The organism is Bradyrhizobium sp. WCU1, from assembly GCF_053474805.1.
Genome location: NZ_CM130280.1, coordinates 1,678,836 through 1,705,287 on the forward strand (window position 1 = coordinate 1,678,836; position 26,452 = coordinate 1,705,287).

General features: G+C 65.1%; 25 protein-coding genes. 13 read left to right on the forward strand and 12 right to left on the reverse strand.

The annotated features are described in order from the left end of the window. Window positions 1–15: 15 nt before the first annotated feature. Window positions 16–435, reverse strand: a complete 420-nt coding sequence (locus ACTUWL_RS07560; protein WP_021076155.1) for a DUF983 domain-containing protein — start codon at window positions 433–435, stop codon at window positions 16–18. A gap of 133 nt (window positions 436–568) precedes the next feature. On the opposite strand from ACTUWL_RS07560, the gene ACTUWL_RS07565 reads away from it, so the two are divergent. Both ACTUWL_RS07565 and ACTUWL_RS07570 read left to right on the forward strand, forming a co-directional pair. After that, on the forward strand, window positions 569–1,906 hold the full coding sequence (locus ACTUWL_RS07565; RefSeq protein WP_291732886.1) for an aminotransferase-like domain-containing protein: 1,338 nt from the start codon (window positions 569–571) through the stop codon (window positions 1,904–1,906). A 153-nt stretch (window positions 1,907–2,059) separates the two neighbouring features. After that, a complete protein-coding gene (locus tag ACTUWL_RS07570; protein WP_106939905.1) occupies window positions 2,060–3,316 on the forward strand; it encodes a serine hydrolase domain-containing protein in 1,257 nt (418 codons plus the stop codon). Window positions 3,317–3,463: 147 nt separating this feature from the next. Here the strand turns inward: ACTUWL_RS07570 and ACTUWL_RS07575 are convergent, their stop codons facing one another. Further along, complete coding sequence (locus tag ACTUWL_RS07575; protein WP_021076152.1) at window positions 3,464–4,696, reverse strand: rhodanese-like domain-containing protein; 1,233 nt, start codon at window positions 4,694–4,696, stop codon at window positions 3,464–3,466. 246 nt (window positions 4,697–4,942) lie between these two features. Between ACTUWL_RS07575 and glgC the strand changes: the two genes are divergently transcribed. Next, entirely contained in the window at window positions 4,943–6,205 is a 1,263-nt protein-coding gene (gene glgC, locus ACTUWL_RS07580) for a glucose-1-phosphate adenylyltransferase (RefSeq protein ID WP_021076151.1), read from the forward strand. After that, complete coding sequence (gene glgA, locus ACTUWL_RS07585) at window positions 6,202–7,656, forward strand: glycogen synthase GlgA (protein WP_021076150.1); 1,455 nt, start codon at window positions 6,202–6,204, stop codon at window positions 7,654–7,656. Before glgC ends, glgA begins: the two co-directional genes overlap by 4 nt. 7 nt (window positions 7,657–7,663) lie before the next feature. Here glgA and ACTUWL_RS07590 read toward each other — a convergent pair whose 3' ends face one another. The 9 genes from ACTUWL_RS07590 to ACTUWL_RS07630 form a co-directional block, all read right to left on the reverse strand. Then, the gene (locus tag ACTUWL_RS07590; RefSeq protein WP_021076149.1) at window positions 7,664–7,996 is read right to left on the reverse strand and encodes a hypothetical protein; all 333 of its coding nucleotides are present in this window, start codon (window positions 7,994–7,996) and stop codon (window positions 7,664–7,666) included. Window positions 7,997–8,111: 115 nt separating this feature from the next. Continuing rightward, window positions 8,112–8,834, reverse strand: a complete 723-nt coding sequence (locus ACTUWL_RS07595) for a serine hydrolase (RefSeq protein ID WP_291732893.1) — start codon at window positions 8,832–8,834, stop codon at window positions 8,112–8,114. A gap of 614 nt (window positions 8,835–9,448) precedes the next feature. Then, on the reverse strand, window positions 9,449–9,664 hold the full coding sequence (locus ACTUWL_RS07600; protein ID WP_021076147.1) for a DUF417 family protein: 216 nt from the start codon (window positions 9,662–9,664) through the stop codon (window positions 9,449–9,451). A gap of 212 nt (window positions 9,665–9,876) precedes the next feature. Further along, entirely contained in the window at window positions 9,877–11,094 is a 1,218-nt protein-coding gene (locus ACTUWL_RS07605) for an ABC transporter substrate-binding protein (RefSeq protein ID WP_021076146.1), read from the reverse strand. A 25-nt stretch (window positions 11,095–11,119) separates the two neighbouring features. Further along, a complete protein-coding gene (locus tag ACTUWL_RS07610; protein ID WP_021076145.1) occupies window positions 11,120–12,094 on the reverse strand; it encodes an NAD(P)H-dependent flavin oxidoreductase in 975 nt (324 codons plus the stop codon). A gap of 2 nt (window positions 12,095–12,096) precedes the next feature. Beyond that, window positions 12,097–12,870 (reverse strand): crotonase/enoyl-CoA hydratase family protein, encoded by a 774-nt coding sequence (locus ACTUWL_RS07615; protein WP_021076144.1) that lies wholly within the window; start codon window positions 12,868–12,870, stop codon window positions 12,097–12,099. 7 nt (window positions 12,871–12,877) lie between these two features. Then, the gene (locus ACTUWL_RS07620) at window positions 12,878–13,669 is read right to left on the reverse strand and encodes an SDR family NAD(P)-dependent oxidoreductase (protein ID WP_021076143.1); all 792 of its coding nucleotides are present in this window, start codon (window positions 13,667–13,669) and stop codon (window positions 12,878–12,880) included. Continuing rightward, on the reverse strand, window positions 13,666–15,216 hold the full coding sequence (locus tag ACTUWL_RS07625) for a class I adenylate-forming enzyme family protein (protein WP_021076142.1): 1,551 nt from the start codon (window positions 15,214–15,216) through the stop codon (window positions 13,666–13,668). Before ACTUWL_RS07625 ends, ACTUWL_RS07620 begins: the two co-directional genes overlap by 4 nt. After that, a complete protein-coding gene (locus tag ACTUWL_RS07630) occupies window positions 15,213–15,863 on the reverse strand; it encodes a TetR/AcrR family transcriptional regulator (protein WP_021076141.1) in 651 nt (216 codons plus the stop codon). The genes ACTUWL_RS07625 and ACTUWL_RS07630 overlap by 4 nt, the downstream gene beginning before the upstream one ends. 97 nt (window positions 15,864–15,960) lie before the next feature. Here ACTUWL_RS07630 and ACTUWL_RS07635 point away from each other — a divergent pair, with 97 nt between their 5' ends. Next, window positions 15,961–16,380, forward strand: a complete 420-nt coding sequence (locus ACTUWL_RS07635; RefSeq protein WP_021076140.1) for a Zn-ribbon domain-containing OB-fold protein — start codon at window positions 15,961–15,963, stop codon at window positions 16,378–16,380. An 18-nt stretch (window positions 16,381–16,398) separates the two neighbouring features. Next, on the forward strand, window positions 16,399–17,538 hold the full coding sequence (locus tag ACTUWL_RS07640) for a thiolase family protein (RefSeq protein WP_021076139.1): 1,140 nt from the start codon (window positions 16,399–16,401) through the stop codon (window positions 17,536–17,538). An 18-nt stretch (window positions 17,539–17,556) separates the two neighbouring features. On the opposite strand, the gene ACTUWL_RS07645 is transcribed toward ACTUWL_RS07640, so the two are convergent. Next, a complete protein-coding gene (locus ACTUWL_RS07645) occupies window positions 17,557–18,192 on the reverse strand; it encodes a TetR/AcrR family transcriptional regulator (protein WP_021076138.1) in 636 nt (211 codons plus the stop codon). A gap of 251 nt (window positions 18,193–18,443) precedes the next feature. Here ACTUWL_RS07645 and ACTUWL_RS07650 point away from each other — a divergent pair, with 251 nt between their 5' ends. The 7 genes from ACTUWL_RS07650 to ACTUWL_RS07680 are packed head-to-tail and all read left to right on the forward strand — an operon-like array spanning window position 18,444 to window position 26,449. Then, a complete protein-coding gene (locus ACTUWL_RS07650; protein WP_021076137.1) occupies window positions 18,444–19,754 on the forward strand; it encodes a phytoene desaturase family protein in 1,311 nt (436 codons plus the stop codon). Window positions 19,755–19,759: 5 nt separating this feature from the next. Continuing rightward, window positions 19,760–20,614, forward strand: coding sequence for an ABC transporter ATP-binding protein (locus tag ACTUWL_RS07655; protein ID WP_035649400.1), 855 nt, complete (start codon window positions 19,760–19,762; stop codon window positions 20,612–20,614). Continuing rightward, the gene (locus tag ACTUWL_RS07660) at window positions 20,611–21,402 is read left to right on the forward strand and encodes an ABC transporter ATP-binding protein (RefSeq protein ID WP_021076135.1); all 792 of its coding nucleotides are present in this window, start codon (window positions 20,611–20,613) and stop codon (window positions 21,400–21,402) included. Before ACTUWL_RS07655 ends, ACTUWL_RS07660 begins: the two co-directional genes overlap by 4 nt. Then, on the forward strand, window positions 21,402–23,336 hold the full coding sequence (locus tag ACTUWL_RS07665; RefSeq protein WP_021076134.1) for an AMP-dependent synthetase/ligase: 1,935 nt from the start codon (window positions 21,402–21,404) through the stop codon (window positions 23,334–23,336). The genes ACTUWL_RS07660 and ACTUWL_RS07665 overlap by 1 nt, the downstream gene beginning before the upstream one ends. Next, window positions 23,337–24,209 (forward strand): branched-chain amino acid ABC transporter permease, encoded by an 873-nt coding sequence (locus tag ACTUWL_RS07670; RefSeq protein ID WP_021076133.1) that lies wholly within the window; start codon window positions 23,337–23,339, stop codon window positions 24,207–24,209. Beyond that, entirely contained in the window at window positions 24,209–25,255 is a 1,047-nt protein-coding gene (locus ACTUWL_RS07675; RefSeq protein WP_021076132.1) for a branched-chain amino acid ABC transporter permease, read from the forward strand. The genes ACTUWL_RS07670 and ACTUWL_RS07675 overlap by 1 nt, the downstream gene beginning before the upstream one ends. 33 nt (window positions 25,256–25,288) lie before the next feature. Continuing rightward, the gene (locus tag ACTUWL_RS07680; RefSeq protein WP_021076131.1) at window positions 25,289–26,449 is read left to right on the forward strand and encodes an ABC transporter substrate-binding protein; all 1,161 of its coding nucleotides are present in this window, start codon (window positions 25,289–25,291) and stop codon (window positions 26,447–26,449) included. Window positions 26,450–26,452: the final 3 nt, after the last annotated feature.

A 26,452-nucleotide genomic window follows, 5' to 3' on the forward strand; every position in this document is an offset into this window, starting at 1 on the left:
GGCTACGACATCACGTTAGGCTTGGCGTGTTCGCCCAACGGCACTCGGCGCCCGCGCTACCGCACGCCGCGTCGCCGCAAACCCCTCCATGCCGAGCTGCCACTGCAAGCCGACGATCGCGCCCTTGGTCGGCTGCAATAACGCAAGCGCGCTGAACAACGTCACGGGCAGCCAGATTGCCAGTTGCAGCCAGGCCGGCGGCGCGTAGGTCATCTCCATCCAGAGCAGCGCCGGCACCACGACGTGGCCGACCACAACGATCACGAGATAGGCCGGGAAATCGTCCGCGCGCTGCGGGGTGAAGTCCTCGCTGCAGACCTCGCAATGATCAGCCACTTTAAGGAAGCGGCCGAACAGGTGGCCGCGCCCGCAGTTCGGGCACTTCATGGTGAAGCCGCGCAACATCGCCTTTGGCAGGGAAACCATCTCGGTCATCGCAGTCGTCCTTGGTCGTTGTCCTTGACCTGATCTGATGATCCATACAATATGCCTCTAAGAGCATACAATCAAAGACAAAGCGTCGAATTGCATGGATTGGATCCCTACAGTTTCGGAATGGCACGGCCCGATGTTTCTGCGCATCGTCGATGCACTTGCCGCCGACATCGCGAGCGGTCGGCTGGTGCGCGGCCAACGCCTGCCGACCCATCGCGCGCTGGCGACCGCGCTCGGCATCGATCTGACCACCGTGACGCGCGCCTATGGCGAGGCGCGACGGCGAGGGCTGCTCGACGCCCGCGTCGGCCAGGGCACCTTTGTCTCGGAGACCACGGCGCGCGCGGCCTCCGACCTGCCCGCTCCGGTCAACATCGACCTGTCGATGAATTTGCCGCCGCAGCCGGTGGAAGCGAATCTCGACCTGCGTATCGCACAGGGACTTGCGACCATCCGCTCCGAGGCCGGATTTTCAGCCTATCTCGGCTATACCCGGCCCGGCGGCACCGCGGACGAGCGCGAGGTCGGCGCGGCGTGGCTCGCGCCGCGCGTGCCGAATGCATCGGCCGACCGCATCGTGATCTATCCGGGTTCGCAGGCGATCATCTTCAACGCGCTGCTGGCGCTGACATCGCCCGGCGACGTGGTGCTGACGGAAGCGCTGACATTCCCCGGCATCAAGGCCGCGGCGGCGCGGCTCGACGTCCGCCTGGTCGGCGTTGCGATGGACACCGAGGGCGCCCGGCCGGACGCGCTCGACGAGGCCTGCCGCAAGCACAAGCCGAAGGTAGTCTATCTGGTGCCGACGCAGCAGAACCCGACCACGGCGACAATGAGCGCGGCGCGGCGCAAGGCGGTCGCCGATATCATCAGGAAGCGCGGCTGCGTCCTGATCGAGGACGACGTCTATGGCCCGCTCGAACCGCAGGTGGCACCGATTGCCAGCCTGATTCCGGAACACACCTACCTTGCCGCGAGCATCGCGAAATGCATCGCGCCGGCGCTGCGGGTCGCCTATCTGCTGGCGCCCGATGCGAGCGCCGAGCAGCGCATGCGCGCGGGCATGCAGGCCACCATGCAGATGCCGCCCTCGCTGATGGTGGCGCTGGTCACGCAATGGCTGCGCTCCGGGATCGCCGCCGACATCATCCGCGCCATCCGCAACGAGGCGGCCGCGCGCCAGCAGCTCGCGGCCCGCTTCCTCAAGGGCGTCAGCTACGCAGCGCGGCCGGCCAGCCACCATCTCTGGATGCCGTTGCCGAAACATTTCGATGGCACCGACCTGCTGTCGCATCTGATGCGCAATGGCCTCGCCGTGGTCGGCGAAGACGCCTTTGCGACGGGTGAAGCGGCACCGCGCGGCCTGCGGGTGTCGCTCGGCGCCGCGCGCAACCGCGCCGAACTGAGCCAGGCCCTGCAAGTGCTGTCGAATGCCGTGCGGACGCCGGTCGGCGCCACGCAAATTGTATGAATTTCGCCCATCGTCCGGGAATAATGTCGCCTGAAAATGATTATGGTGCGGGGGCGCCTGCGCTAAGACTGCGGCGTTCAAGGCATCAGGCAGGGGCGGCTTTTTTCAATGTCATGCGGATATGATCGGCCGACGATCCACCTCGCCATGCGGATGGTTCGCGGAGCATTGACCGCGGTCGCCTGTCTTGCGCTTGTCACATCGGGCGCGGCGCGCGGCTCCGACGCCCCCGCCCCGTCGCCGGAGAAACTCGAACGCATCACCGCGTTCTTCAACGATGAGGTCACGAGCGGCCGCATTCCCGGCGCCGCCATCCTGATCCAGCAGCACGGCAAGCCGGTCTATCTGAAGACTTTCGGCTATCGCGACGTCACCACCAAATCGCCGATGCGGCCGGACACGATGTTCGCGCTGCATTCGATGACCAAGCCGATCACCAACACCGCTGCGATGATGCTGGTCGACGCGGGCAAATTGTCGCCGCAGGATCCGCTGTCGAAATACATCCCGGCCTTCGCCGACGTGAAGGTCGCCATCGAACCCGATGGCGGCAACGATCCGGCCAAGGTGGAGCTGGTGCCGCCGATCCGCCCCGTCACGATCGAAGACCTGATGCGGCACACCTCGGGCATCACCTACGAATATATCGGCGCCGACTGGATCCAGAAGATCTACCGCGACGGCCACCTGTTCGACGGGAAATTCGACAACAAGGAATTCACCGCGCGGCTCGCCAAGCTGCCGCTGTCGCGGCAGCCCGGCACGCTGTGGCGCTATGGTCATTCCACCGACGTGCTCGGCCGGGTGATCGAGATCGTCTCGGGCAAGTCGCTCTATCAGTTCGAGAAGGAGCGCATCTTCGATCCCCTGAAGATGAACGACACCCGATTTGTGCTCGATGCGGAGACCGAACGGACGCGGCTAGCCGAGCCGCTGCCCTCGGACACCATCCTGATCGACGGGGAGAACGACCGGCGCGCGCATCCGGAGTGGGAATCCGGCGGCGGCGGTTTGGTGTCGACCATTCTCGATTATGCGCGCTTCGCGCAGATGCTGCTCAATGGCGGCGAGCTCGACGGCAAGCGATATCTGAGCCCGGCCGCGTTCAAGGACATGACGAGGGACCATATCGGGCCTGGTTCCGGCGTCGGCCGCGACTACTGGTACTTTCCCGGCGACGGGTTCGGCTACGGCTACGGCATCGCGGTGCGTACCGATCCCGGCATTGCCAGGCCGCCGCCGCCCGGCTCGATCGGCGAGCTGAAATGGGACAGCGGCAGCGGAACCTATTTCGGCGTCGATCCGAAGCTCGACATGATCTACATCATGCTGGAGCAGACCCAGAACGAACGCCAGCGCATCACGCCGATGTTCCGCAAGCTGGTGTACGACGCGTTCAGCCCGGACTGAGTTCGCGCAGTCCTTTCGTCCTTGCGAGGAGCGAAGCGACGAAGCAATCCATCTATCCATGCACTCGCGGACAGATGGATTGCTTCGCTCGCGCTCGCAATGACGGGCTCTCTTTGCGGTCAAAGCTCGACCGCATCTCATCGCTCCTTAGATCACATAAAACCCGTGCGTGCCGTCGCGACGGAGCTGGTCGACCAGGCCGTACTCCCAATCGAGATAGGCCTGCATCGCCTGCTCCGCGACATCGGTGCCCTCATACGGACGCCGGTAGCGATGCGCGGGATCTGGCCGCGGCACGACGCGCGGTGGACCGACGTCGAGCGGTCCGTCATAGCCGCCTTCGAGCACATACACCTCCCAGCCCATCTGGGCGAGCCAGGACGCCGTCATATCGGCGCGGATGCTCCTGTCGTCGCTCAGCACGATGCGGGCGCCGCGCACCGGCGCGGCCATGTCGATCTCCTGCACCAGCTGGCCGCCGGCATAATGCCGGAAGCCGGCCAGATGACCGGCCGCATATTCTTCCGTCTCGCGCACGTCGAAGCGATACAGCGTGCGCAGCACGTCGGCTTCCAGCGCGGCGAGCTCGGCCGCGCCGATGTGACGGACGCCCGCCCGATAGGCGACGTCGCGCGCATTGTCAGCCGCGCCCGCGAACGGCCCGACATCGCCGCGCTTGCCGGCGCCGTGCTCGAGATCGTGCTTCGCGAGCGTCCAGCCGATCGTGCCGTTGCGCAGCGCCCGCACCTTGTTGGGCAGTCCGGCATTGATCAGCGATTGCGTGCCGATGATCGAACGGGTCCGGCCGGCGCAGTTGACGATGATGGTGGTGTCGGGATCGGGCGCCGCGCCGCCTGCGCGCAGCACCAGCTCCGCACCGGGCACGCTGACCGAGCCCGGGATGTTCATGGTGGCATATTCGTCGAACCGACGCACATCGAGGATCGCGATGTTGGCCTTGTTCGAGATCAGCGCGGCGACCTCGTCGGCGCTGAACGACGGGGTATGGCGTCGTGCCTCGACCAATTCGCCGAACGCCTTGGCGTAGGAATTGACGTCCTCGAACACCTCATAGCCGGCCTCTTTCCAGGCCTCGAGGCCGCCAGTGAGCGCAGCGACATTGCTGTAGCCCAATGCCCGCAACTGGTCGGCAGCGGCGGCGACCAGTCCCTCGCCATTGTCATAGAGCACGATCGGTACGTCCTTGCGCGGCAGGCGCAGCTCGGCTTCGAGCGCGATCCGCCCGGCCGCCATGTTGGCGGCGAACAGCGGATGGCCGGTGGCGAATTCCGCCTCGTGCCTGACGTCGAGCAGCGCGATCTCCCGGCGCAGCAAAAGCGTTGCACGGATATCCTGGGGGGAAACGGAAGAAACTGTCATGAGCGGGCTGGCCTGGGCGGGAAAATGCGCAGGCTTGCTCTAGGCCGAAATCGCGCGCCGTCAATAGCTTTAACCAAGTCGCAACCCCGCTGCCCGGGAGGCGAAACCCTGGGAACGAAAACCGCCATCCCGCTTTGCTCAACCGGGGCGCGCTTGCTACGTTCCGATCGGCCCCGTTGGCGCCCGATCAGGCCTTCCGGACAAGAGAAGGCAGCGGGGCCAGCCTGAAGTACTGGGAGGATGACCATGAGATCCGTCGGAAATGAACCATTGTCGCGTCACGCCCTCGCCTATGTGCTGGCCGGCGGACGCGGCAGCAGACTTCAGGAGCTGACCGACAAGCGCGCCAAGCCTGCCGTCTATTTCGGCGGCAAGTCGCGCATCATCGATTTCGCGCTCTCCAATGCGGTGAACTCGGGCATCCGCCGCATCGCGGTGGCGACCCAGTACAAGGCACACAGCCTGATCCGGCATCTGCAAGGCGGTTGGAACTTCTTCCGCCCGGAACGAAACGAGAGCTTCGACATCCTGCCCGCAAGCCAGCGCGTCTCGGAGACCAACTGGTACCTCGGCACTGCGGATGCCGTGTACCAGAACATCGACATCCTCGAGGCGCACGGCACCAAGTACATCCTGGTGCTCGCCGGCGACCATATCTACAAGATGGACTACGAGATCATGCTGAAGCAGCATGTCGAGAGCGGCGCGAACGTCACGGTCGGATGCCTCGAAATGCCGCGCGCGGAATCCTCAGGCTTCGGCATCATGCATGTCGACGACAACGGCGTGATCCAGTCGTTCCTGGAGAAGCCGGCGGATCCGCCGGCGATGCCCGGCAAGCCGGACAAGTCGCTCGCCAGCATGGGGATCTATGTCTTCGACTCCCAATTCCTCTACGACGAATTGCGCCGCGATGCCGCCGACCCGAATTCCAACCACGATTTCGGCAAGGACATCATCCCCTACATCGTCAAGCACGGCCGCGCCGTCGCGCATCAATTCAGCGATTCCTGCGTCCGCTCCGGCGACGATCCCCGCTCCTACTGGCGCGACGTCGGCACCGTCGACGCCTATTGGGGCGCCAATATCGATCTCACCGATGTCGTGCCGGAACTCGATCTCTACGACCGCGCATGGCCGATCTGGACCTATGCCGAGATCACCCCACCGGCCAAATTCGTGCATGACGAGGACGGACGGCGCGGCCAGGCGGTGACCTCGCTGGTCTCGGGCGCCTGCATCATCTCGGGCGCGGCGCTGCGGCGCTCGCTGCTGTTCACCGGCGTCCACGTCAATTCCTACGCCAATGTCGAGAACGCGGTGATCATGCCCTATGTCAATGTCGGCCGCGGCGCGCGGCTCAGAAACGTCGTGATCGATCGCGGCGTGCGGATTCCGGAAGGGCTCGTGGTCGGCGAGGATCCCGAATTCGACGGCAAGCGCTTCCGCACCACCGAGAACGGAATCACGCTGATCACCCAATCGATGATCGACAGGCTCGCGACATGACGCCCATCCGCGTCCTCGCGGTCGCCTCCGAAGTCTACCCGATCGTCAAGACCGGCGGCCTCGCCGACGTGGTCGGCGCGCTGCCGGCAGCACTGAAAGAGCACGGCGTCGCGACGCGGACACTGGTGCCCGGCTATCCTGCGGTACTCAAGGCGCTGGCCTCCGCGGAGACGCTGCTGCACCGCGAAGAATTCTACGGCGGGCCGATCCGTGTACTCGCCGGCTCGCATGACGGCCTCGATCTGTTCGCGCTCGACGCGCCGCATCTATATGCACGTCCCGGCAATCCCTATGTTGACCCCGACGGACGGGACTGGCCCGACAACGGCATCCGCTTTGCGGCGCTCTCGCGGATGGCGGCGGAAATCGGCCGCGGTGCAATCGCCGCCTTCGTTCCCGACATCGTGCATGCGCATGACTGGCAGGCCGGCCTCGCACCGGCCTACCTGCACTATGGCGGGCAGCCGCGGCCGGGCACGGTGATGACCGTGCACAACCTCGCCTATCAGGGCCAGTTCTCGCCGGACATGCTCCCGACCTTCGGCTTGCCCGGCGAGGCCTACTCGCTTCACGGCGTCGAATATTACGGCACCATCAGCCTGCTCAAAGCCGGCCTGCAATTCGCTGACCGTATCACCACGGTGTCGCCGACCTATGCGCAGGAGATCCAGAGCGACGAGGGCGGCATGGGGCTCGGCGGCCTGCTGCGCGAACGCGCCGACGTGCTGAGCGGCATCCTCAACGGCATCGACATCGAGGTGTGGAATCCAGCCACCGACCCCGACATCGCCGCGCGCTTCAGCGCCGAGCAGATCGCGGAGCGCGCCGCCAACAAGGCGGCGTTGCAGCGGCGCTTCGGGCTCGATCCGGTGCCGGACGCGATGCTGCTCGGCGTCATCAGCCGGCTGTCATGGCAGAAGGGCCTCGACCTGCTGCTCGACAACATTCCGACGCTGCTCAGCGAGGGCATTCAGCTCGCGCTGCTCGGCAGTGGCGATCGTGACCTGCAGGATCGCTACACCGCGCTTGCGCGCGACAATCCCGGACGGATCGCAGTCGTGATCGGCTATGACGAGGCGCTGGCGCACCTGATCCAGGCCGGCTCCGATGCGCTCGCGGTGCCGTCGCGGTTCGAGCCGTGCGGCCTCACCCAACTCTGCGCGCTGCGCTACGGCGCGGTCCCCGTTGTCGCTGATGTCGGCGGCCTCGCCGACACCGTGCTGGGTTTCGACGAAGCCGCGGTCACGGGCGGTGCGGCAACCGGCGTCAAGTTCGCTCCCGTGACCTCGGAGGCGCTCGCCCACGGTTTGCGCACAGCGAACCTGCTGTTCAACGACAAGGTGACCTGGCGCCGCCTGCAGCAGGCCGGCATGGCCACCGACGTCTCCTGGCACAACCGCGCCAGCCGCTATGCTGCGCTGTATCGCGAGATCGCAGCGGCTCGCAGATAAGGCGCAATCAGTTCAGGAGATCGCAGGACGCGATACGGTTGATGTCAGCGAGGCGGCGGTCGGGATTGCCCTTGAGATCAAGGCTGGCGACGAGATCGAGCAGGCGGCCATAGGCTCGGTCGGCGACCGCAACAGGCAACGGCTCCTCGTCAAAGGTTTCGACATAATTACCGACGAGACCGCTCAACAACCGGCAAACGCCGCGTTGCTCGGGGTCGTCCTTGCTCAATATCTCGAGTTTTTGCTGGAAGGTCCTGAAGGTCCGCAAGCCGTGCGGCTGCTGCGAAAGCCAAGTATGTAGATCAGGAGCGTGCAAATCAGGATTTTGCAGGTCAGTCATATCAGCCTCTTCAACATGGAGAAGAAGCTACCGGCTTATACAGCCGATCATGGTTCCGTGCCATCGCATTTTTTGCATGCATCCCCTGCTTGGCCGTGAAGGCCGTGTCATCGGATTAGCACGCAGAATTGCTAAGGTATTTTGGTTTGGTTAGAGCCGCGCGAGTGCCGGCGAAATCCTGTAGCGCGCGATCTCGTGCGGGTAGTCGCCACGATTGGCAAGCAGCACGATCCCGAACCTGCGCGCAGGCACCAGACCGATATAGGCCGACGCATTGTTGAGACCGCCCGGCTTGTCGATGACGGTGGCGCCGTCGAGCCGCAGGCTCCCATGCCATCGCCTGCCCGAACTTCGCATCGACGCGAAAACTCTCGCGCATGGTCATCTGCAATGCTCCGCGCAATTCGGGATCGATCACCCCGCGGTCGAGACAGGCCCGCAGCAGGATGCGGAGATCGCGCACTGATGAGAACATCTGGCCGGCGCCCGGAAAATCGTAATAGCTCTGCTGATTGCCGATTGGGCCGATCGGCGTGCCGTCGTGGGAATAGCCCTGAACCATGCGCTGCATGATCTCCGGCATCATCGCCGCGCGATTGTCCTCGCCGCGCTCCCTGCCGAGCGCGACCAGCGTCGCCTCAAACAGCTTGCGCAGCGAGGCGAGGTTGAACAGCGTGTCCGAAGTGATCGTGCGCTCTGCGGCGGCGTCGGCGAAACCGAAGTCGAACACGGTGACCCGGCCGCCGGCATAGACCGCGGCGGCGAGGCCGCCCGGATCGGCCGCGGTCGCGGTCGGCGCGAGCTCCGTCTCGACGATGTCCCTGATCTGCGCATCCATGTCGGAATCCGCGCGCGCCCCCGCAAGTGCGCCAACAGCGACGGCAACCAGGACGGCCGCGATCCGGACAGGGAACCAGTATTTCATCAAAAGCAAAATCGGAACGATGTTGCGATGTGACCGCAGGCCGATCTGTTTCAGCCATCGCGAGATGTCGACATCGCGATCTCAAGCGACGGAACCTGCCCGTCCGAAGTCACGATTCCGCGTCTTGGATCTGTCGCGGCTGGGGAAAGGGGCGGCCCGATCGCTGTTCCGGCGGGTCACTGCCGGACAACACGATCGCGACCGCCCTCCCACTCCAGCCACGGTGCGGGAATTGCAACGGAACTAAGCAATGCGGGACGATTGAAAATGCCGGGAGCGTGCTCTGATACGAAGACAACACCAACGCTCGCCGGGCCGGCCATCGATATGTCTGACTTCGTCACATTCCGCTCCCAACCGGGGGACCGTTTCATCCTAGCAACAAATCGTCAATCGAGGGTTGCGTAGGTCGACCGGATTCGAGTGACAAGACACGGCGCCGTGCGACGAATTGTCCTGTTCCGGATCGCGGACACACGCGGTGCGCGTTTAAGCGCGGGTTAACCAACGATCGCCAAGCGCAAGACCTATTGGCCGCGCAACCGGACGATCGACCACGGCAACGACGCCAGCAGCAGCACGAGGCAGACGCACAGCAGCACGATGTCGACATGGGCCTCGCCGCGCAGGCCGAACACCGACAACCACGAGATGAACGTGCTGTTGCTGATGAACTGCGCGATGCCCTGCGCCGATTGCAGCGTGAACTTCTGCATGCCGAACGACACGAAGATCACCACCATGACCCAGCGCAGGATCGCGAGCAGACGAAGGACCCCTCGCCGCGTTCGACGATGTTGAACGACGGATTCATGCGGATGTATCTTCCCTCGCTGCGATGCCACGATCGGCCGCTGTTGCGGCGTTCGTGGCGGACTACGCAGCGTGCCGCGCATGTTTTACGCGTGCGCACTCCGTCAGATCCATCACAAGGATGTGCGGGCGACGTGATCGGTCAGGCCGCGGTGAGCAGCTCGCCGACCTTCTCATAGGCCTCGCCCTTGAACCGCATCAGCTGAAACTGCTTGATCGGAACATAATCGCTCGGCGTGGTGTTGAGGGTGATGCCGGGAATCAGCAGCGGCGCGGCGAAATTCTTCAGGCTGGTCGCCTGGTGCAGGATGTTGGCGCGCGTCAGCTGATCGCCGCATTGCCTGACGACGTGCGCGGCGGTTGCCGCGGCCGTGTAGCCGATGGCGTAGAGGTCGTCCGCGCGGTCGGCGTTCGGGACGTAGCGGTCGAGGAACGCCATGTACTGCTTCATGTCCACGGTGTCGGCCCAGAGCGGATTGCCGGGGTCGATCCGCGTTGCAAAGGCGAGAATGCCCTGGGCGGTCTCGAAACCCGCCGGTTTCAGCGTCGCACGCACCGAAGCATTGCCGGCGCCGAGAAACACCTGCGGCCGCCATTCGAGCGCGGCCATCTTGCGCAGCGCCTGGCTCGCCATCTTCGGGATGGTGATGAGGAACACCACGTCGGCCCCCGACAATTTCAACTGGACGATCTGGGAATCGATGGTGGGGTCGCCGACCGAATAGTTCAGCTCGCAAACGATCTGCGCGGACTTCGCGCCCAGTCCCGTCTTCAGGCCTGAGAGCGTTGCCTTGCCAGCGTCGTCGTTCTGATACAGCAGGCCGATCTTCGCATCGGGCGTGGAGCCGGCGATGTAGCGGCCGACGACGCCGCCTTCGATCTCGTAGGTCGATCCGCCGACCATGGTCCACGGATTGGTGGCCGGATCCGACAGCTTGCTCGCGGCTGCCGCGAGGAACAACTGCGGGACCTTTCGCGCGTTCAAATATTTCTGCACGGCGATGTTGCCCGGCGTCCCCATCGCGCCGGCGATGAACAGCACCTCGTCGCCTTCGACCAGACGCCGCGCCGCTTCAACCGATTTCGGCGGGCTGTAGGCGTCGTCATAGTTGATGAACTTGACCTTGCGGCCGTTGATGCCGCCGGCATCGTTCAGCATGCGGAAATAGGCATCCATCGCATTGGCCAGCACGCCGAACGACGACACCGGGCCGCTGAGCGGTCCGAATTGCCCGATGCGGATTTCTGCGTCGCTGGCACCGGGATCGTATGAGGCGCCGGCAAATGCCTTGCCGCCGATCGACGCCGCGAGACCGGCCGCCGTCGTCCGGAGCAGCGTTCTACGGCTGATCGTCATCATGGTTTCCTCCGCTGGATTGGGCGTCTTATGCAGCGCCTATTTCGAATGCCAATCGATATTGCGCGGCGATCTCGTCGACGATGTCGGCCGCGCCCGTCACCGCATGGACGCCGGAGACCGAATGCCCGGCGCTCCAGACCTCGATCCAGCGCCGTGGTCCTCCGGCATCGTTCTTGCCGCCGAACTTTTCGCGCGCGCGCGCCTCCGACACGGACTCGTCGAGATTGGCCGGATCGAGGCCCGCGGCCACGATCGATGGCCGCAGCATGCTGGCGTCGAGCCCCGTGAACGCCTTGGTCAACATGATGTCGTCGAGCGTGCTGTCGACCAGCATTCTCCGATAAGCATCGCTCGCCATGCTCTCGCGGGCCGCGATGAAGCGTGTTCCCATATAGGCGAGGTCGCAGCCGAGCAGCCGCGCCGCGGCGAGCGCGGTGCCGTCGGTCACGCCGCCCGCAAGTACGACCGGACCGTCGAACATGGCGCGCACCGCCCGCACGAAGGCGAATGGATTGGCCCAGCCGGTCTGCCCGCCGGCCCCCGCGGTCAGCAAGATCAAACCATCGGCGCCCGCCTCGATCGCCTTCTCGGCATGGCGCAGCGAGGCGATATCCGCGAACACGAGGCAGCCGACATCATGCAGCGGCTGAACGGCGGCCGCCGGTGAGCCGACGCTGGTGATGACCATCTCGACCCTGTGCCTGACGAGACAGGCGAGATCGTCCTTGAAGCGCGGCTGACGGATGATGAGGTTGGGACAATGCGGCGCCGCGGGACGGCCGAGCTCGGCGACATTGCGCTCGATCCGGGTGAGCCAGGCATCGAGCTCCTCGACCGAACCGGCGTTCGCGGTCGGAAATGCCCCGATCGCGCCGGCGCGGCAGACCGCGGTCACGAGATCGACGCCGGAGATGCGCAGCATCGGCGCTGCGATCAGCGGCAAGCGAAGCCGTTGCGCGATCGCGGCCGGAAGCGCGCTGCGGCGGTCGGGGGCGTGCATGATCAACGCCCCTTCCACACCGGCTTCCGCTTCTCGGCGAACGCCTTCAGCCCCTCGGCGCGGTCCTCGGAGTTGAAGGCGCGTTCCGCGATCGGCGCCTGTGCGGTCCATCCTGCTTCGTCGGTCCAGTTCGCAGCCTGGAAGATGATCTCCTTCGAGGCGGCGAGCGCCGTCGGACCGTTGACCAGTATCTCGTTGCCGAAGGCGACCGCTGCCTCAAGCGCCTGGCCGGGTTCGACGAGCCGGTTCACGAGGCCAAGGCGCTCGAAATACTCCGCGCCCTTGAACTGTCCGGTCAGCGCCAGCTCCATGGCGACGTGATAGGGAATCCGCTTCGGCAGCCGGAACAAGCCGCCGCCGACGGCAACGACATTGTGCCGGACTTCCGGCAATCCCATCCTGGCGTCACGCGCGGCGACGATCAGATCGCAGGACAGGCAGAGCTCGAGCCCGCCGCCGACTGCATAGCCCTCGACCGCAGCGATCAATGGCTTGCGTGGTGGCCGGCGAAACAATCCGAAGCCACCGCGCTCGGTGACACCACGCTCGCCGCGCGCGACCGCCTTGAGATCGGCGCCGGCCGAGAAATTACCGCCCGCGCCGGTGATGACGCCGACGAACAGCCCATCCTCCGCATCGAGCAGATCCATCGCATCGGAAATGCCGCGCGCGAGCGCGAGGTTGCACGCATTGTGCACTTCGGGGCGATTCAGGGTGACGACGAGGATATGGCCGCGCCGCTCGGTCAGAACGACCTGTTCGTTCTCGGTGCTCATCGATGCCTCACAATGCGAAGGTAAAGCCGCCATTGACCGGATAGGTCTGGCCGGTGATCCACGCGCTCGCTTCGGAGGCGAGGAACAGCACCATGTTGGCGACGTCGGACGGCAGGCCGGGGCGGCGGATGACGTATTTCTCCATCATCTTCTTCTGCATTTCGGGGTTGGCCTTGAGCCGCGCCTCGATCGCAGGCGTCAGGGTAGCGGCGATTGCGACACAATTCGCCGTGATGTTGTGGCGGCCGAGTGATCGCGCGACCGCGCGGGTGAAGCCCGCGGCGCCCGCCTTTGCACCTGAATAGACCTCAAGGCCCGCTTCGCCGGCGCGGCCGGCATCCGAAATGATGGTGACGATGCGGCCGCCCTTGCGCTCGATCATCTGCGGAATGCAGGCCGAGGCGCAGTTGATGACGCCGTACAGGTTGACGCCGATGAAGCTGTTCCAGACTTCGGGGCCGGTCTCCCAGAACGGCTTGCGCGCGTCGGGATCGGGCGTGGCGCCCGCATTGCCGGCATTGTTGACCAGAACGTCGATCGGGCCGAAGGCCTGCTCGGCTTTGCCGATCATCGCCCTCACCGAGGCGAGATCGGTGACGTCGGCCTGCAGCGCGATCGCCTTGCCGCCGGCGGCGTTGATTTCGCGCGCGACCTGCTCTGCGCGTTCAAGGAAGTAATCATTGACGACAATGCCCGCCGCGTTGTGCGCGGCGAAATGCAGCGCGATCTGGCGCCCGACGCCCTGGCCCGCACCGGTGATCAGCGTCACCTTGCCGTCCAGATCAAGGATATCACTCATACGTTTCTCTCCCGTCCCTTCCAGTAGGGCTCGCGCAATTCGCGCTTGAGCAGCTTGCCCATGGTGTTGCGTGGCAGTTCATCGACGATCGACAGCGTCTTGGGCCGCTTGTACGAAGCAAGGTGGTCGCGGCAGAAAGCGAGGATCGCGGCCTCGTCGGTCGCGTGACCCGGCTTCAGTTCGCAGAACGCCTTGACCTGCTCGCCGAACTCGTCGTCGGGGATTCCGATGACCGCGACGTCCTGGACATCGGGATGCCGGAGGATCGCGGCCTCGATCTCGGCCGGGTAGATGTTGACGCCGCCGGCGATGATCATGTCCTTGGCGCGATCGGTGATGAACAGATAACCGTCGTCGTCGAGCATCCCGACGTCGCCGACGCGGAAGTATCCGTCGGCGTCGCGCGTGTCGGCTCCGAGCGGCTTGCCGTTCAAATAGGAATGGATCGTCACCGGCGTCCTGATCCAGATCTCGCCGGACTGGTTGCGCGGCAGCTCGCGCCCCTCGGCATCGCGAATCGAGATGTCGACGTGCTTGTGCGGCCGGCCGCTCGAGCCGGGCTTGCGCTCCTGCATCTCAGGCGGCAGGAAGCTGATCATGCCGACCTCGGTGGCGCCGTAACCTTCGCCGAGGACGCCGTCGCCGAAATAGCGGATGATCCAGCGCTTGAGTTCAAAGGGCACCGGCGCCGCGCCGACCGAGAGCGCGCGGATCGACGACACGTCGTAGCTGTCGAGCACGCCCTTCGGCAGCGCCGCGAGACGCTTGTACATGGTGGGAACGCCGGTCCAGTTGGTGACGCGATGTTGCGCGATCAGGCGAAGCGCGGCTTCGGGATCGAAACGGCGCATCATGACGGTCGGATTGCCGAGCTGGATCGCGCCCCACACCTGCGACGGCCCGGCGCCGTGGTGCAGGGGCAACGTCAGCAGCGACACGCCGCCCGGCTGGCCGCGCCGGGTCGAGGCAACGTCGGAGAGATATTCGCTGATGCGCGCATCCATCTGGGCGCCCGGCTGCACCACCGAGACCACGCCCTTGGGCAGGCCGGTGGTGCCCGAGGTGTAGAGGATCAGCGGCGGCCGCCCGGTTGAATGCAGCGGCGGCTCGGCGGAGGTGTCGAGAAGATCGGAGAAGGCGACGAAGCCGGGCGCCGACGCGCCGATCGAGACCGCGAGCTTGATCGGCAAGCCCTCGAAAGCGGGCTTCAGCGCGGCCGGATCCTCGTCGTCGCAGACCACGACCTGGGCGCCGCTGTTGGACAGCACGTACTGCGTCTCCGCCGGCGTCAGCCGCCAGTTCAAGCCGAGCAACGAGCAGCGCAGCTTGCCGATGGCGTCGCTCAGAACAGGCCATTCGATCCGGATCTGGGTCCGCAGCACCACGATGTCGCCGGCGACGACGCCGCGAGCAGCCAGGCCATGCGCAACGCGGTTTGCGGCATCGTTGAGCTCCGACCACGTCATCCGGCGATCGCCTTCGAGGAAGGCGACATCGTCGGGGCGATTGGCCGCCCAATACTCAACGCTGTTCGGCAGAATGCTCATTTTGCCAGCCTTCCTTCCACCGTGGCAACGAAGCGCGCGCCGATGGCCTCGAGATCGACGCCCTCCGGATCGACCAGCCACTGCGCCACCGATCCGCGCAGACCGGCGAGGATCAGCGCGCTCTCGGTCTCCAGATCGATGTCGGGTCTCAACCGGCCTGCGGCGATCCCTGCCTTGAGACCCGCGGCGATCTCACCTCGCGTTTCGCGATTGAGCTTGGCGACGGTGGCGGTGATCGGCGGCACGGTGAGCGCACCGGCCAGCACGGCGTGGAACGCGCGCGCCATGACAGGCGTCCGGGCCGGCATCACGAAGTAGTATTTGAACGACGCGATCAGGCCGTCATAGCCGGTCAGCTCCGGCGAAGCGGCGCGGCGGTCGTTGATGAATGAATCGATGATGTAGGCGCCCAGCGCCGACAACAGATCCGCCTTGGTCTTGAAATAGTGCGACGGCAATCCGCGGCTGTAACCGGCACGCGCGCCGGCCTCCGCCAGCGTGATCGCCTCGAGCCCGTTCTCAGCGACGATCAACGCGGCCGCCTCGAGGATCCGCCGCTCCGCCTCGTCGCGGCGCTCGACCTGCGTTCGCCGTGACGTCGGTGCGTCATCTCGCGGCTCCTGCGCGCGTCGAACTGCTCGTGCCATTCAGCTTCGCTCCCTTTGCCGTGCGGCGACTTCTTGCTTGCATTCAAGCTAGAATAATGTTTGTTGGTCAGTCAACAAGTTTCTTTGGAGGGAACGCATGCCCCGAGACAAGCTATTGAAACCCGGACTTTATTCTGCGGGCTCGACTGACCTGGCCGGAACGAGCGCCCGCCTCAAGGGCGGCCGGTGCCGCTGCGGATATGTCTTCTTCCCGATGCAGACCTATGGCTGCGAGCGCTGCGGCAGCTATGGGGACGCGCTGACGCCCTGCGAATTATCGGCCGAAGGCACGCTGCTTGCGGAAGCGACCGTTCATCTGCACGCCGACAAGAACCGCCCGGCCCCCTTCACTATCGTCAAAGTCGCACTCGACGACGGGCCTGTGATCCGCACCCTGCTCGCTGATGACAGCCCACCGGTTGCGCCGGGACAGCGCATGACGGGCAGACTCGTTCCGACGACGCAGAGCGAGACCGGCGAGACCGCGCTCGACCTCCGCTTCAGCATCGCATCCTGATCGATCCGGAGCTTCGCCATGACACGATCACTCAACGAGCTGCGGCCGGTCTACGTCGTCGGCATCGGCTGGCATCGCTATCAGAACCCGAGCGAGACCCCTTATGTGGCGCTCGGCCTCACCGCGATCCGCTCCGCGCTTGCAGATGCGCGGATCGAATGGCCGGCGGTGGAATCGAGCTATGTCGCGACCGCGCTGCTTGGTATGGCGTCGGGGCGACCGATGCTGCGCCATCTCGGCGCGACCGGCGCGCCGCTGATGCATGTCGAGAATGCGTCGGCCTCCGGATCGACCGCGTTCCGCCATGCCTGCATCGAGGTCGCAAGCGGCATCTCCGATGTTGCGCTGGCGGTCGGCGTCGACAAGCGCAATCCGGTGCGGCGCGCCGAGACCGGCATTGGAAACCTCGCCGAGGACGCCATCGTTCCCTTCACGCATTTCGCGCTGCTGACCAATGAATATTCGGTCCGTCACAACGCCTCGGCCGAGGACATCGCTCGGGTCGCGGTGAAGAACCATCGCAACGGGGCGAAGAATCCCAATGCGCAGCGGCAGCAGGAGCGCACGCTCGACGAGGTGCTCGGCGGCAAGCGGGTGTCGGGATCGCTGACGGCACTGCAATGCACGCCGATCGGCGAAGGCGCTGCCGCGGTCATCGTCGCATCCGAGGACGGCATTCGCAGGCTGGGCATCGATGCCGGCCGCGCCATCCGGACCACGGCGTCGGTCGGCCGCAGCGAGCGGGTCTATCCGCCCGGCGCCGGCTTCGACGCGGCGCTCACCAAGGAGACCGCCGACCTTGCCTTGGCGCAGGCCAAGCTCGCGCCGGGGGATCTCGACATCGTCGAGTTGCACGACGCCTTCACCGTCGAGGAACTGCACTACATCGAGAGCATCGGCCTCTGCCCCGAGGGACACGGCGTTCGCATGTTGAAAGAGGGGGCGCTCGATATCGGCGGGCAGTGCGCGATCAATCCCTCCGGCGGCCTGATCGCGATGGGACACCCGATCGGCCCGACCGGCATCGGCCAGATCGGCGAGATCGTGATGCAGCTCCGTGGCGAAGCGGGTGCACGTCAGCACGCAGGCGCGCGGACCGGGCTCGCGCATATGGTCGGCGTAGGCGCGGTCTGTTACGTGCACATCCTGCAGAAGTGACGCTTCGCCGCGATCGCCCTAGGCCCGCTGGCGCAGCGGCCGCGCGGCATCCTTCGCCGGCACCGGCATGGTGAAACCGTACAGGAACAGGTCCACCACCATGTCGGCGAATTCGCTGGGGTCGACCCCGCCCTTGGGGTCGTACCAGGTGTGGCTGAAGTTCAGGATGCCGAACAGCATCATGCTGTAGATCTTCTTGGTCCGCCGGACGATCTTGCCTTCCTTGTCGAGCTTGAGCAGGAGGTCGGAGACCGTATCGACCAGCTGACGCTCGAGCGCCTTGATCGCATCCTGCTCGGTCTCGCCGAGGAACGAGAGATCGTTGAGGATCACGCGCTGCTCGTCGCTCGAGCGCGCGTTGAGCGCAACGATGGCCTGGATCGCGGCGCGAAACTGCTCCAGCGTCGTCGCCTTGCCGGCCATCGCGGCCTCGACGTCGGCGATCATCTCGCGGATATGCGCATCGAGGATCGCGAACAGGATCGCTTCCTTCGAGTCGAAATAATGATACAGCGCGCCGCGCGACAGCTTGCAGGCATCCGCGAGGTCGGCGATCGAGGCACGCATGTAGCCTTGCCGTGCGAACAGGCCGCAGGCGGTGGTGAGAATGCCCTGCTGGATCTCGTCGTAATTCTCTGAGCGCGTCCGCGCCATACCCGTCTCTTTCGTGCACCGGCGCCGCCGCCGGAATCGGGCGGCTTCCGTCTCTCTATACCATTGCCACCGCGCCCTCCTCCCCTTTGCGGGCACCGTCCACCAGAACTCATCTACCCGGCGCGGCGAGGTCATTGACCTGCGTCAAAAAATAATTTGAACGACCGGTCGGATTATATTATCGTGACCGTCATCAAGCAAGTGGATTGCGCATGCCGGGACCAACCCGGCGGCATCGAGGGAGGTTGCGCGTGGATGCTCACAAGGTCGATGCTGTCGTGATCGGAGCCGGCGCCGGCGGGCTGTGCGCCGCGGCGCGTCTCGCCCATGGCGGGCTGCATACGCTCGTGGTCGACGACAAGGACCGGCTCGGCGGCCGCGCCTCGACCGAGGAGATCGACGGCTTCAAGGTCAATATCGGCGCGATCGCCATCGAGTTCGGCGGCGTTTTCGAGGAGACCTTCCACACCGTCGGTGCGCCGCTCGACATCCGCGCGCCGGAGCCGGCGAGCTCGTTCTTCATCGACGGCAAGGTGATCGATGTCGGCCGCGGCGGCTGGTCGCTGCTGCTCGGGCAACTGACCAAGCAGGCCTCGCGCATCCTGGAGAAATTCGCCGACGCTCGCTCCGGCAACCTGCCCGACGGGCGACAATCGACCGAGGACTGGCTGAAGGGCTACACCAGCAATGCCACGGTGCACGCGCTGTTCCGCAACCTCTGCGCGGCGATCTTCGCCTGCAACGCCGCCGAGCTGCCGGCGCGCGCCTTCCTCACCTATTTCACCAGCAAGGGCGCCTTCAAGAAATTCGGCTTCTGCCCGCAGGGCACGATCGGGGTCTGGAACAGCTTGGGCACCGCGATCAAGCGCAATGGCGATATCTGGCTCGGCACGCCGGCGACGACGATCCACACCGCGAATGGCAAGGTCGAAGGTGTCACCGTGCTGCGCAACGGCGAGAAGGTGCGAATAGACACCGATCTCGTCGTCAGCAATGCGGGACCGAAAGCTACCGTCGCGCTGGCGGGAAGCGAGGCGTTTCCCGCAGATTACATCGCCAGGGTAAATAACGACCTGCGCCCGGCCGCCAATATCGTCATCAATGTCGCGAGCCGCGAGCCGCTGATCAATCATCCCGGCATCGTCACCTTCGGCAAGACGCGCCGGCTCTGCAACATGGCCAATCTCTCCGCGACCTGTCCGGAGCTGGCTCCGCCCGACTGGCACCTCTATGTCGCCTATGCCGTGCCGGTGCCTGCGCTCGGCGATTTCGACTCTGATGCCGAGGTCGCGCTCGCGCTGGAAGACCTGCGCGAGCAGTTCGCCAATTTCGACCAGACCAAAATCCTGTCGATCCGGGTGATGCGGGACGACTGGCCGGCGCAACGCAGCTGCGCCGGTTACGACCTGCCGCGCGAAACCGGCATCGAGGGCTTGTGGTGCGTCGGCGACGCGGTCAAGCAATATGGCAATGGCGGCACCCAGGCCTGCGCCGAGACCGCCAAGATCGTCAGCGATGCGATCCTCGCCGCGCGCCCGCGTCGTTCGGCCGGCCGGGTCTGAGCGCGATGCCCATGACCATCCCGGATCCGACGCCATCAGCAGCGCCGCTCGCGGCAACCGTGCCGGATGCGCTGCTCGAATTCCGCAACATCCGCATCGTCTACGACAACGCGATCGAGGCGATCCGCGACGTTTCGATCGCGGTGCCCAACGGGAACATCGTCGCTCTGCTCGGCTCCAACGGCGCCGGCAAGTCGACTTTGCTGAAGGCGATGTCCGGCATCCTCTACACCGAGGAAGGCGTGGTCGAGAACGGCAGCATCCGTTTCCGCAATGACGAGGTGCATCGCCTCGCGCCGGACGAGCTGGTCCGCCGCGGCATCGTGCAGGTGCCAGAGGGCCGCCGCGTATTTGCCGCCTTGACCATCGACGAGAATCTGCTGATGGGCGGCTACACCAGGACCGGCGCGGAGGCGCGCGAGCGCCGCGACAAGGTGTTCGCGCTGTTTCCACGCCTGTATGAGCGACGCGACCAGATCGCCGGCTACATGTCCGGCGGCGAGCAGCAGATGCTCGCGATCGGCCGCGCGCTGATGACCGATCCGGTGCTACTGGCGCTCGACGAGCCGTCGCTCGGCCTCGCGCCGCTGATCATCGACCGCATCTATGAGGTGATCGCCCGGCTGCGCGACGAGCTGAAGATGACCGTGCTGCTGGTCGAGCAGAATGCGCAGCGCGCGCTCGATATCGCCGACTACGGCTACATCCTGGAAACCGGTCGCGTCGTGCTCGACGGCACCGCAAGCAAGCTGACGGCCAACGAGGACGTGCAGGAGTTCTATCTCGGCGTCTCCTCGACGGGGCGCAAGAGCCTGCGCGACGTCAAGCACTACAAGCGCCGCAAGCGGTGGCTGTCATGACTGCGCTGCTCGCGATCGAGAATCTTTCAAAACGCTTCGGCGGCCTGCAGGCCGTCGCCGATGTCAGTCTGAAGGTGAGCAGCGGCGAGATCTGCAGCGTGATCGGCCCGAACGGCGCCGGCAAGACCACGCTGTTCAACATGATCTCCGGCGTGCTGCGGCCGAGCGGCGGCCGCATCAGCTTCGACGGCATCGACCTTGCGACCATTTCACCCTGGAAATTCGCCGCCGTCGGCATCGGCCGCACCTTCCAGAACCTGGCGCTGTTCAAGCACGGCACCGTGGTCGAGAACATCCTGACCGGCCGGCACACCCATCTGCGTTCGACCGTGCTCGATGCCGTGGTGTTCTTCGGCCGCACCCGCAAGGAAGAGATCGCGGCCCGGCAGCGGGTCGAGCACATTATCGAATTCCTCGAAATCGAGCACATCAGGGATGCCGTGGTCGGCACGCTGTCCTACGGACAACAGAAGCGCGTCGAGCTCGCCCGTGCGCTCGCCTGCGAACCGAAATTGCTGCTGCTCGACGAGATGGTTTCCGGCATGAACCAGGAGGAGACCGAGGACATCGCGCGCTTCGTGCTCGACATCCGCGACGAGCTCGGCATCACCGTCGTGATGATCGAACATGAGATGCGCATCGTGATGGACATCTCCGACCGCATCCATGTGCTCAATTTCGGACGCAAGATCGCCGAGGGCACGCCCGACGAGATCAGGCGCGATCCCGCGGTCGCGGAGGCCTATCTCGGCGGCCAGCGCGCCGAGGCGATGAAGGTGGGCGCGTGATGTCGACGCTGGACAGTTTTCGCACCGTTCATCCGCCGTTGCAGGCCGGCGCCGCGCGCAGCGCACCGGTGGCGAGCGCCGATACGTTTCAGGCGGCGCTCGAGGGCGCCGCCATCACCATCCCGCAATTGCTGCGCCAGCGCGCCGCCATGCATGGCGATGCGCTGGCGCTGCGCGAGAAGGATTACGGCATCTGGAATCCGTATTCTTGGCGGCACTATTACGAAACGGCGCGCGCGGTCGCGCTAGGCCTGCTCTCGCTCGGCGTCAAACCCGGCGATCGCATCGCCATCGCCGGCGAGAACACGCCGGAGTGGTTTTATGCCGATCTCGGCACCCAGATGATCGGCGCGGTCGCGGTCGGCATCTATCCGACCAATCCCTGGGTCGAGCTGCAATACATCGTCAAGCATTCGGGTGCCCGCATGGTCGTCACCGGCGACCAGGAGCAGACCGACAAGGTGCTCGACGCGATGGCCAACAATGGCGGCCTGCCGGATCTCGAGGCCATCGTCTGCATCGACATGAAGGGGCTGCGGCACTACCGCCAATCGGAGCTGATGTCGTTCGAGGCCCTATGTGAGCGCGGCAAGGCCTATGGGCAGCAGAACCCGGACGCCGATGCCACGCTCGACCGGCTGATCAGCCAGGGCACGCCCGACGATGTCTGCATCCTCGTCTACACGTCGGGCACGACGGGTCCGCCCAAGGGCGCGATGCTGACCCATCGGAACCTCGTCTACGCCGCCTTTGCATACGCCAAAACCGTCGGGATCGCCGACAAGCCGTTCGAGGCGGTGAGCTATCTGCCGCTGTGCCACGTCGCCGAGCGCTGCTACGGCACGGTGACGCATCTGGTGCTCGGCGGCACCGTGTCCTTTGCCGAATCGATCGACACGGTCGCGATCAACATCCGCGAGATCGCGCCGACCTTCTTCGTCGGCGTACCGAGAATCTACGAGAAGCTTCAGCAGGGCTTTCTGTTCCGCCTCGGCGAAAGCGGCAGGCTGCGGCAGGGCTTTACAAGAGCGTGTCTCGCCTGGGGCCGCACGCTGTCCGACCGACGGCAGGCCGGCAAGGCCAACTTGCTCGATCGCGCGGCGTTCGGCCTGCTCTATATGCTGATGTTCCGCAATTTGCAGCGTCATCTCGGCTTCGCCTACAGCCGGCATCGGCTCTGTGCCGGCGCCTCGATCTCGCCGGAGACGTTGCGCTTCTTCGACATCATCGGCCGTCCGGTTTCGCAGGGTTACGGCCTGACCGAGAGCGGTGGCGTCGCCTTCATCCAGACCGAAAGCCATCACCGGATCGGTGGCTGCGGCGTGCCGTTACCCCAGACGGAATGGAAGTGCGACGCCGACGGCGAGATCCTGCTGCGCAACCCCGGCGTCTTCAAAGGCTATTTCCTCGACGAGAAAGCCTCAACAGCTTCGCTGGAGAGCGATGGCTGGCTGCGCACCGGCGACATCATCGACATCCTCGACAACGGCGAGATCGCCGTGGTCGACCGCAAGAAGGCGATCATCATCACCGCCGGCGGCAAGAACATCGCGCCATCGGAGATCGAGAACGCGCTGAAGGATTCCGAGTTCATCAAGGAAGCGATCGTGGTGGGCGAGGCCAAGAAGTATCTCGGCGCCATCATCCAGGTCGACTACGACAATGTCGGACGCTGGGCCCGCGACCGCGCGCTGGCCTACACCAACTACAAGTCGCTGTCGCAGCTGCCTGACGTGCACGAGCTGGTCGAACGGATCGTGGGCGAGACCAACAAGCGGTTTGCCCGAGTCGAGAACATCAGGCGCTTTGCCATCATCGAGAAGGAGCTCGACCACGACGACGGCGAGCTGACCGCGACGCAGAAGGTACGCCGCGCCATGATCGAGAAGAAATTCGCCCGCGAGCTCGCGATCATCTATCAGTCGGAGGGCTGAATGCAGTATCTCATCCAACTCTTGATCTCGGGACTTGCGATCGGCGCGATCTACGGCCTGATCGCGATGGGCTTTGCGGTGATCTACAAGTCGACCGGCCTGGTCAATTTCGCGCAGGGCGAGATGACCATGATCACCGCCTATATCGCCTGGACGATTTCGACCACGGTCAGCGGCAACGTGTTCGTCGTCGCAATCGGCGCGATCCTGGCGGCCGTCGTGCTCGGCCTCGTCATCGAGCGGCTGGTGATGCGGCCGATGCTGGGCGAGCCGGTGTTCGCGACGGTAATGGTCACGATCGGGCTCGCAGTGATCCTGCGCTCGGCGATCAACTTCATCTGGGATGCCTACCCGCACGGCCTCGAACTCGGCATGGGCCGCGGCATCGTCCATCTCGGCGGCATCGGCGTGCGCACCGGCCAGATTGCCGTGATCGCCGCGCTGCTGCTGCTGCTCGCCACGATCTGGGCGTTCTTCCGATACAGCAAGGTCGGCGTCGCGATGCGCGCGGTCGCGGCCGACGACCGCACCGCGCTGTTGATGGGCATCAGCGCGACGAAGGTCCATGCGCTGGCCTGGGCCGCGTCTTCCATGATCGCCGGCATCGGCGGCGTGTTCTTCGCACTGTCCTACGATCTGTCGCCGGCCATGTTCCAGCTCGGGCTGAAGGCGTTTCCGGCGACGATCCTGGGCGGCCTCGATGCGGTGCTCGGCTCCGGCATCGGCGGTCTCCTGATCGGCATCACCGAAAACCTGGCCGGCGGCTATCTCGGCTCCGGGATGAAGGAAGTCGCGGGCTTTGCCATGATCATCGTGGTGCTGATGATCCGCCCGTTCGGCATCTTCGGCGAACGCGATATCGAGAGGGTGTGATGCGGACCGGCGATTACAAACAGACCCATAGCGAGCTGGTCGCGCTGATCGATTCCCCGCCGGTTTGGCTGTGGTCGGCCGTGCTGCTGCTGGCGCTGATCGCGGCGCCCTTCCTGTTGAACTCCTATGCGCTGTCGTTCCTGATGATCATCCTGATCACGGTGACCGGCGCGCTCGGGCTCAACATTCTGACCGGCTACACCGGCCTGATCTCGCTCGGCCATGTCGGCTTCCTCGTCACTGGTGCTTATGCCTACGCGGTGCTGGTGTCGAAATATCAGATGCCGCCGCCGGTCGGCTTCCTCGGCGCCGGCGTGGTGCCGGCGCTGGCGAGCCTGATCGTCGGCGCGCCGTCGCTGCGGCTGAAGGGGCTCTATCTCGCCATCACCACGCTCGCCTTTTCCTTCATCATCAACACCGTGATCCTGGAGATGCGCTGGCTCACCAACGGCGCCCGCGGCATCCAGTTGCAGCGGCCCGAGATCTTCGGCATCAGCTTCGACAGCGATGCCGCCTTCACCTATCTCTGCCTTGCCATCGCGGCGCTGACTCTCTTTGCCACCCTCAACATCCGCCGCAGCCGGGTCGGCCGCGCCTTCGTCGCGATCAGGGACAACGACACCGCGGCCCGCGTCATGGGCATCAATCTGCACGCCTACAAGCTGTTCGCCTTCGTCACCTCTGCCTTCATCACCGGCATCGCCGGCGCGCTCTACGGCATCTATCTGTCCTTCGTCAGCGTCGAGGGCTTTCCGTTCCTGCTCTCGATCGAGGCGCTGGCGATCCTGATCGTCGGCGGGCTCGGCTCGGCGCTCGGCGCGGTGCTCGGCACTGTCCTGATCGTGCTGCTGCCGGAGGCGACCAGGCTCGTCTTCAGCCTGTTCAGCGCACAGATGGACGCGACGTTCACGACCGGGGCGCAAGAACTGAAGAGCATGCTCTACGGCCTTGTCATCATCCTGTTCCTGCGCTTCCAACCGAGGGGGCTGGTCGGCGCCTGGCACGACATCAAGCGAGCCTGGGTGCACTGGCCGCTGCGCTACTGACAAGAAAAGACACAACACCATGAGGAGGAGACGATGATCAAACATCTGGCAGCAGCGTCGCTGCTGCTTTCAGCTTCCTGTCTTGCTATCGGCCCTGCTCGTGCCGCCGATCCCGGCATCATCGACACCGAGATCCTGATCGGCGACGTCGAACCGTTGACCGGCCCGCCGGCGCTGCTCGGCGTCGCGGCCTCGCTCGGCCACAGAATCGCGATCGCGGAGGCCAATGCCGCCGGCGGCATCAACGGCCGCAAGATCAAATATGTGCTGGAGGACGACGGCTACGTGACAGCGCGCACCATCCAGGGCGTCAAGAAGGTGATCGACGTCGACAAGGTCTTCGCCATGATCGGCATCTCCGGCTCGGGCCAGTCGATCGCCGTGATGCCGGTGCTGGAAAAGTCGGGCATCCCGACCGTGATCGACGTCGCGCCGGTCAAGCACCTGTGGGAGCCGCCGCGCAAGAACGTGTTCGTGATCGGACAATCCTACGAGGAGGGCATCGTCCACCTCGTCAACTTCCTGGCCGACAAGAACCCGGGCAAGAAATGGGGCCTGATCACCCAGGACGACGATTACGGCATCACGGTTCGTGACGGCTTCGATAGCGTGGTCAAGGCCAAGAAGCTGAACGTCGTCTACAGCGGCAACTACAAGAAGGGCCAGCAGGACTTCTCGTCCGACATGCTGCAGCTCAAGGATTCCGGCGCCGAGGTGTTCCTGGCCGGCGGCATCATCGCCGAGAACATCGCGATGATGAAGGAGATCGAGAAGCTCGGCATCAAGCCGGTGACCGGCATCTTCTGGCCCGGCCGGATCGAGCCGGTGCTGAAGCTGATGGGCCCGGCCGGCGACGGCATCTATGCGGTCGACTATGTCGAGCCGTTCGCAGGGCCAGCCGGCAAGGCGTTCCTGGAAAAGGCCAAGCCCCTGGTGTCGGAAGCCGAATTCAAGGGCATCAACCGCTACACCATGACCGGCTACGCCGCGGCCAAAGTGTTGATCGCGGCGATCGAGCGCTGCGGCAAGCAGCCGACCTGGGCCTGCACCATCTCCGAGCTGGAGAAGACCAGGAATGTCGAGACCGGAGTGATGGCGCCGATCAGCTTCGGCCCAGGCGTCCGATTCTCCAACCAGAAGCTGCAGATCATGCAGGCCGACACGGCCACGCTCAGCTTCAAGCCGGTGGACTGAGAG

Excerpts from the sequence above, each read along its gene's own strand:
- ACTUWL_RS07645 (WP_021076138.1), bottom strand. The coding sequence starts at position 18,192 with ATGGCGCGGACGCGCTCAGAGAATTACGACGAGATCCAGCAGGGCATT.
- ACTUWL_RS07655 (WP_035649400.1), top strand. The coding sequence starts at position 19,760 with ATGCCCATGACCATCCCGGATCCGACGCCATCAGCAGCGCCGCTCGCG.
- ACTUWL_RS07620 (WP_021076143.1), bottom strand. The coding sequence starts at position 13,669 with ATGAGTGATATCCTTGATCTGGACGGCAAGGTGACGCTGATCACCGGT.
- ACTUWL_RS07680 (WP_021076131.1), top strand. The coding sequence starts at position 25,289 with ATGATCAAACATCTGGCAGCAGCGTCGCTGCTGCTTTCAGCTTCCTGT.
- ACTUWL_RS07560 (WP_021076155.1), bottom strand. The coding sequence starts at position 435 with ATGACCGAGATGGTTTCCCTGCCAAAGGCGATGTTGCGCGGCTTCACC.
- ACTUWL_RS07575 (WP_021076152.1), bottom strand. The coding sequence starts at position 4,696 with ATGACAGTTTCTTCCGTTTCCCCCCAGGATATCCGTGCAACGCTTTTG.
- ACTUWL_RS07635 (WP_021076140.1), top strand. The coding sequence starts at position 15,961 with ATGCCCCGAGACAAGCTATTGAAACCCGGACTTTATTCTGCGGGCTCG.
- glgA (WP_021076150.1), top strand. The coding sequence starts at position 6,202 with ATGACGCCCATCCGCGTCCTCGCGGTCGCCTCCGAAGTCTACCCGATC.
- ACTUWL_RS07610 (WP_021076145.1), bottom strand. The coding sequence starts at position 12,094 with ATGCACGCCCCCGACCGCCGCAGCGCGCTTCCGGCCGCGATCGCGCAA.
- ACTUWL_RS07675 (WP_021076132.1), top strand. The coding sequence starts at position 24,209 with ATGCGGACCGGCGATTACAAACAGACCCATAGCGAGCTGGTCGCGCTG.
- ACTUWL_RS07625 (WP_021076142.1), bottom strand. The coding sequence starts at position 15,216 with ATGAGCATTCTGCCGAACAGCGTTGAGTATTGGGCGGCCAATCGCCCC.
- ACTUWL_RS07615 (WP_021076144.1), bottom strand. The coding sequence starts at position 12,870 with ATGAGCACCGAGAACGAACAGGTCGTTCTGACCGAGCGGCGCGGCCAT.
- ACTUWL_RS07605 (WP_021076146.1), bottom strand. The coding sequence starts at position 11,094 with ATGATGACGATCAGCCGTAGAACGCTGCTCCGGACGACGGCGGCCGGT.
- glgC (WP_021076151.1), top strand. The coding sequence starts at position 4,943 with ATGAGATCCGTCGGAAATGAACCATTGTCGCGTCACGCCCTCGCCTAT.
- ACTUWL_RS07630 (WP_021076141.1), bottom strand. The coding sequence starts at position 15,863 with ATGGCACGAGCAGTTCGACGCGCGCAGGAGCCGCGAGATGACGCACCG.
- ACTUWL_RS07590 (WP_021076149.1), bottom strand. The coding sequence starts at position 7,996 with ATGACTGACCTGCAAAATCCTGATTTGCACGCTCCTGATCTACATACT.
- ACTUWL_RS07595 (WP_291732893.1), bottom strand. The coding sequence starts at position 8,834 with ATGGATGCGCAGATCAGGGACATCGTCGAGACGGAGCTCGCGCCGACC.
- ACTUWL_RS07670 (WP_021076133.1), top strand. The coding sequence starts at position 23,337 with ATGCAGTATCTCATCCAACTCTTGATCTCGGGACTTGCGATCGGCGCG.
- ACTUWL_RS07600 (WP_021076147.1), bottom strand. The coding sequence starts at position 9,664 with ATGGTGGTGATCTTCGTGTCGTTCGGCATGCAGAAGTTCACGCTGCAA.
- ACTUWL_RS07660 (WP_021076135.1), top strand. The coding sequence starts at position 20,611 with ATGACTGCGCTGCTCGCGATCGAGAATCTTTCAAAACGCTTCGGCGGC.
- ACTUWL_RS07570 (WP_106939905.1), top strand. The coding sequence starts at position 2,060 with ATGGTTCGCGGAGCATTGACCGCGGTCGCCTGTCTTGCGCTTGTCACA.
- ACTUWL_RS07565 (WP_291732886.1), top strand. The coding sequence starts at position 569 with ATGTTTCTGCGCATCGTCGATGCACTTGCCGCCGACATCGCGAGCGGT.
- ACTUWL_RS07665 (WP_021076134.1), top strand. The coding sequence starts at position 21,402 with ATGTCGACGCTGGACAGTTTTCGCACCGTTCATCCGCCGTTGCAGGCC.
- ACTUWL_RS07640 (WP_021076139.1), top strand. The coding sequence starts at position 16,399 with ATGACACGATCACTCAACGAGCTGCGGCCGGTCTACGTCGTCGGCATC.